This window comes from bacterium, from assembly GCA_040755795.1.
Classification (GTDB): domain Bacteria; phylum UBA9089; class CG2-30-40-21; order CG2-30-40-21; family SBAY01; genus JBFLXS01.
Map to the genome: position 1 here is coordinate 1 of JBFLXS010000258.1, position 5,734 is coordinate 5,734.

The 5,734-nt window shown below is 37.5% G+C and carries 6 protein-coding genes; all 6 read left to right on the forward strand.

Going from position 1 to position 5,734, the window contains the following annotated elements; translation table 11 throughout:
- Positions 1–150: 150 nt before the first annotated feature.
- Entirely contained in the window at positions 151–375 is a 225-nt protein-coding gene (locus AB1414_14160; protein ID MEW6608566.1) for a hypothetical protein, read from the forward strand.
- 225 nt (positions 376–600) lie between these two features.
- A complete protein-coding gene (locus tag AB1414_14165) occupies positions 601–753 on the forward strand; it encodes a hypothetical protein (protein ID MEW6608567.1) in 153 nt (50 codons plus the stop codon).
- Positions 754–1,610: 857 nt separating this feature from the next.
- Positions 1,611–4,166 carry a preprotein translocase subunit SecA gene (secA, locus tag AB1414_14170; GenBank protein MEW6608568.1) on the forward strand — a complete coding sequence of 852 codons (2,556 nt, stop codon included), beginning with the start codon at positions 1,611–1,613 and terminating at the stop codon, positions 4,164–4,166.
- A 22-nt stretch (positions 4,167–4,188) separates the two neighbouring features.
- Positions 4,189–4,752, forward strand: a complete 564-nt coding sequence (locus tag AB1414_14175) for a 5-formyltetrahydrofolate cyclo-ligase (GenBank protein MEW6608569.1) — start codon at positions 4,189–4,191, stop codon at positions 4,750–4,752.
- Positions 4,753–4,985: 233 nt separating this feature from the next.
- Entirely contained in the window at positions 4,986–5,483 is a 498-nt protein-coding gene (moaC, locus tag AB1414_14180) for a cyclic pyranopterin monophosphate synthase MoaC (protein ID MEW6608570.1), read from the forward strand.
- Positions 5,484–5,524: 41 nt separating this feature from the next.
- Positions 5,525–5,734: glutamate racemase (locus AB1414_14185; GenBank protein ID MEW6608571.1), on the forward strand; the 210-nt coding region annotated here is incomplete at its 3' end.

Here is a 5,734-nt window from a genome sequence, read left to right on the forward strand (position 1 = left end):
AAATAATAAAATTTTTTTAAAAAATATTCGTATGCACGCTTTTAAGGTCTAAAACTTGCCTATCCCCTTGATTATTAAAAGGTTAGCACCATTTTATGGTCCATCTTTGAGGGGAAGTTCCGTTATATAGAAAACTATTGTTTTGCTTATGTGCCTCATTTCTCCCCATTTGCCATAGGAGGAACACCAACCTTTCCTGTAAGAAACAATGATGCCTTTGCCTATCCAAGTCCCTGGAGAAAGAATGATGCAAGGCAGGGAGGGAGGTATATCAATTTTGGCAATGTAAGTCTGGGTGCAATCATCAGGATTTACAGTATTGCAGGCGAGCTGATAGATGAGATAGAACGGAACTTCCCCCTAAAAATTACCTAAAAAATAGACTTAAATCTATGTATATCAATGGCATACGACTAAAATATGTTTAAAAATGTGCCTACGAATATTTACAATTTTAGTAAAAATAATACTTGACAAAAGTAATGCTGTTTTGATATGATATTTAGTAATAAAATCGCCCGTCCATATTGTAGCTACGAAAATCAAAAAAGCCTAATTAACATATCTTCTTAATTATCAATGTGTTAATGGAGTTTTTTTGTGTATTTTCTGGGGGAAGTTCCGATAGAAGTAACCGACTGCCCTCAGAAATGGGATATTTTGAACAAAAACTTTGCTTCAGGCATCTATATCTACTGCATCACCGGAGGAGGTGGAGGAAAGAAGGTAGGGAAGATTGGGATAATAAAGTAATGTAATTATTCAGCCACAGATAAACACGGATAAAACACTGAAAATTCGTGAATCGTGTCCGTTTTCCGTGTTCGTAATTAGGCTGAAGGCTGATGGCTGAAAATTCAGGTATAGTGTCTCGTGTCTCCTCTCTTTCTCCGTTTCCCCCTTTCTCCGTTTCCCCGTTTCTCCCTTTCTCATCTGCCCTCTGCCTTCTGCCCTCTGTATTTATCCGTGCTAATCCGTGTCAATCAGTGGCTGAATAGTTACTTTACCCATAAATTTTACACGCATCCCATAAATAAAATGTAAGCGTTCAGCCGTGTCTCTCAGATGGGACAATATCAACTCAAAACCCAAATGTCAAAACTCAAAACCTCATCTCAAAACCTTAAAACTAATAGATTCATTGAGATTTATTGCGACTGATGGAGAAATTTTTAGTTGTAGTTTTGGGCTTTGCTTCATTTAATGTCCCATAGGGACAACATATTGGTAGTAGAAATAAATATCATACAAATAATGTCCCAGAGGGACAATATATTGGTAGAATTTTCCCACAAATTTTCTACCAATATATCGTTCCTACGGAACTGATTGATTTGTCTATCTATTCCTACCGATATTATGTTCCTAACGGAACGATTATTCTCATGCCTTATTTATGGATATTATCCTATATAGACTTCCAGTTAATAACCGCTATAATTGTTTTTAAGCCTTTTTAAACACCGAAAAACGCGAAAAACACGAAAAAAAGATATTTTTCTCTCTGTTTCTCTGCGTCTCTGCGGTAAAGGATTACCTGAATGGTTACAATAAAACTCATTGACAATAAATATTCATTATGATATAATAAACAGCGGAGGAAGGAAAAGATGTTTGGGAGTTTATTAAAAAAGATTTTTGGGACTAAAAAAGAGCGGGATTTTCGTCGGCTAATGCCTTTAGCTGAAGAAATTACTGCATTAGAACCAGAAATTAGTCAATTATCTGATGCCCAGTTACAGGCAAAAACAGATGAATTTAAAAAAAGATTAGCCGAAGGCGAAACATTGGAAGATATTTTATTCGAGGCATTTGCCGTGGTGCGTGAAGTTGGGAAACGCACCATTAATATGCGACATTTTGATGTGCAATTGATTGGTGGGATAGTCTTACACGAAGGCAAAATTGCCGAGATGAAAACAGGAGAAGGGAAAACTTTAGTCGCCACATTGCCCGCATACCTGAACGCATTGACAGGCAAAGGCGTCCATATCGTTACAGTTAATGATTATTTAGCCAAAAGAGACCGCGAATGGATGGGACCAATCTACGAGTTTTTAGGTCTTACCGTAGGGGTCATTCAGCATGATTTGAATTTTCGAGAGCGACAACAGGCTTATAGCTGCGATATTACCTACGGCACAAATAATGAGTTTGGTTTTGATTACCTCCGAGATAATATGGTTGGGCATAAAGACCTGAAGGTGCAACGAGGCCATTATTTTGCCATTGTTGACGAGGTAGATTCTATATTAATCGATGAGGCAAGAACACCACTTATTATCTCAGGCCCAGCCGAAGAATCTACGGATAAATACTATAAAGTTGATAAAATTATCCCTTATCTTCGTAAGGAAACTGATTATCAGGTTGATGAAAAACTTCGCACGGCTAATTTAACTGAAGAAGGGGTAACAAAGGTAGAAAAATTACTTAAGGTAAAAAATCTTTATGAACCGAATAATATAGATTTATCCCACCATGTTGTTCAGGCACTAAAAGCCCATACATTATTCCAGCGAGATGTCGAGTATATGGTTAAAGATGGTGAAGTGGTAATTATAGACGAATTTACTGGTCGGTTGATGCCCGGTCGCAGATACTCAGAAGGACTTCATCAAGCCCTTGAGGCAAAAGAGGCTCTCCGCGTCCGACAGGAAAATCAAACCATGGCTACGATTACCTTCCAAAATTACTTCCGAATGTATGAAAAATTAGCCGGAATGACCGGAACAGCAGATACAGAGGCAGAAGAATTTGATAAGATTTATAAATTAGAAGTAGTCGTCATTCCAACTAATAAATCCCTGATTCGCACCGAGTATCCGGATGTTATTTATAAAACAGAAAAAGCGAAATTCAAAGCCGTTATTCAGGAAATCGTAGAGTTATATAAAGCCGGCAGACCGGTGTTGGTCGGAACTATCTCTGTAGAAAAGTCAGAACGGCTCAGTGCCCTGCTAAAAAAAGAGGCTATCCCTCATCAGGTGCTTAATGCTAAATATCATGAAATGGAGGCACACATAGTTGCCCAGGCCGGACATAAAAAAGCAGTGACTATTGCCACAAATATGGCTGGTAGAGGAACAGATATTGTTCTTGGCGGTAATCCGCCAGACCCAAAAGAACACGATGAAGTCGTCAAATCAGGCGGGTTACATATTCTGGGCACTGAGCGGCATGAATCAAGAAGAATTGATAACCAACTTCGGGGTCGGGCTGGAAGACAGGGAGACCCGGGCTCATCTAAATTTTATCTTTCATTAGAAGATGATTTGATGCGAATATTTGGTTCTGAGAAAATTCAAGGGATTATGGAAACTCTGGGGTTAGGAGAAGACGATGTGATTGAACATCCCTGGATTACTACCGCAATTGAACGAGCCCAAAAACAGGTCGAAGGTCATAATTTCGACATCCGAAAAAGATTATTAGAATTCGATGATGTCATGAATCAGCAAAGAACCATTATTTATCAAGAAAGGGATAGAATTTTAAAAGAAGAAAGTATCTCAGAACATATCCATGAAATAATTGATGAAGTTATGGAGGACACCATTTATTCTTACGCTAATGAAAAAGACCATCCCAGTGATTGGAATAAAGAGGGTTTAATGAATGGATTATATCAAGTTTTTGGGATAATAATGGACTTAAGTAATGTGCAAAACTTTGATGACCTGAAAGAAATGGTAACTTCCACAATTAAAGAGGTCTATAAAGAAAGAGAGGATTTAATCGGAAAAGAACAGATGGACCAACTTCAACGAAGCATTATGCTTCATGTGCTTGATGCCCATTGGAAAGATCATCTCCATAATATGGACTATCTTCGCGAAGGGATTAATTTACGCGCCTATGGACAAAAAGACCCATTAGTTGAATATCGGCATGAAAGCTATCGAATGTTTGACGCATTAATTGTCAAGGTTAAAGAGGAGGCAGTCGGATACCTCTTTAAAGTTCAAATAGTGGCAAACCCTGTCCTCCAGCAAAGACCTGTTCAAATGGTAGAAAGAAGAGAAACCAGCCCGGCAAAACATCCCCAAAAGCAAAAAGAAATACCAATAATAGAAGAAAAACATAAACTGGGCAGAAATGACCCCTGTCCTTGTGGCAGTGGCAAGAAATACAAAAAATGCTGTCTGGAAAAGGCAACTGTTTAAATGTCCGTGTAAATAAGGGAAAATGAAAACTGATTTAAGAAAGGCAATCTTAGCCAAAAGAGATTTGTTAACTATCCAGGAGATAACCGCAAAAAGTTTTAAGATAAAAGAAAGGCTTTTTGATTTAGCAGAATTTAAAGAGTCAGCCTTTGTCTGTTTTTATGTCTCTTTTAGAAGTGAAGTCCAGACACATCAGATGATTAAAGAGACATTAATGCTGAATAAAAAAGTTGCGGTCCCAATCGTCGAACCAAACAAAACTTTATCTCTTTGTGAATTAAAGGATTTTGATAAAGAGATGGAAGTCGGGAAATTTGGAATTTTAGAGTCAAAATTTGAATATCGAAGACCGGTAGATTTATCCGAAGTCCAATTAGTGATTGTTCCAGGGGTAGTTTTTGATAAAAACGGCAATCGCATTGGTTATGGAGGAGGCTATTACGATAATTTATTAAGCAAGATGTGCGGTATTCCTTTTATCGGTTTAGCATATGAATTGCAAATTGTGAATGATGTCCCCGCAGAAGAACAAGATCTCCCCGTGCATAAAATTATTACGGAAAACAGAATTATAAGCAGGACATAAAGGAGAGGTAACTATTTACCCAAATGAAGTGTAACAAAGGAGAAGAGGGGAATATGGAGAAATGGAGAGAAGATGAATTAACTGATAAAATCATTAGATAAAAAGATAGGCTTATTAGTGAACTTTGCAGATTCTAAGATTGATGTAAGAAGGATAGAATTAGAAAAAGATGAATAAGAATATTTCTCCAATTTTCCTTTTTCTCCCTTTCTCCTTACTTACACAAATTTCAGATGGCTAAAATGTTACAAGGAGAGAATATGTCTAAATTAACCCATTTTGACAAACAGGGACAGCCTAAGATGGTTGATGTCAGTCAGAAGGATGTAACTTCACGAATAGCCATCGCCAGAGCAAAGGTTTTGATGAAAAAAGAAACTATGGAGCTCATTTGTAATAAAAAGATACAAAAAGGCGATGTATTAAATGTTGCCGCAACTGCCGGGATTTTAGCCGCTAAAAAAACATCCGAATTAATCCCTATGTGTCATCCATTAATGATAGAATCTGCTGATATTAGGTTTAATCTAAATGAGACTGACATAGAAATAGAGGCACAGGTTACTGTCTGGGCTAAAACAGGCGTAGAAATGGAGGTTTTAACCGCAGTTTCAATTGCCGCCTTGACTATCTATGATATGTGTAAGTCCGTTGACCGCGAAATGACTATTTCAGAGATACAATTGATTAAAAAAGTAGGCGGTAAAAGCGGAATATGGAAAAGGATATAAAAAACACCTTATTTTATCAAGATGGATATTCATAAGGAATAATGCTAATGGCGAATAAAAATTTACCTATTGGTATCTTTGACTCTGGAGTTGGTGGGTTGACGGTAGCGGCTGAAATAATAAAAACCTTACCTTCAGAAGATATAATCTATTTTGGTGATTTAGCCCGAACCCCTTATGGCTCAAAATCTCAAGAAACTGTCCGCAGATTTTCCCTTGAGATTGCTAACTTTCTTATTGAACAGCAGGTG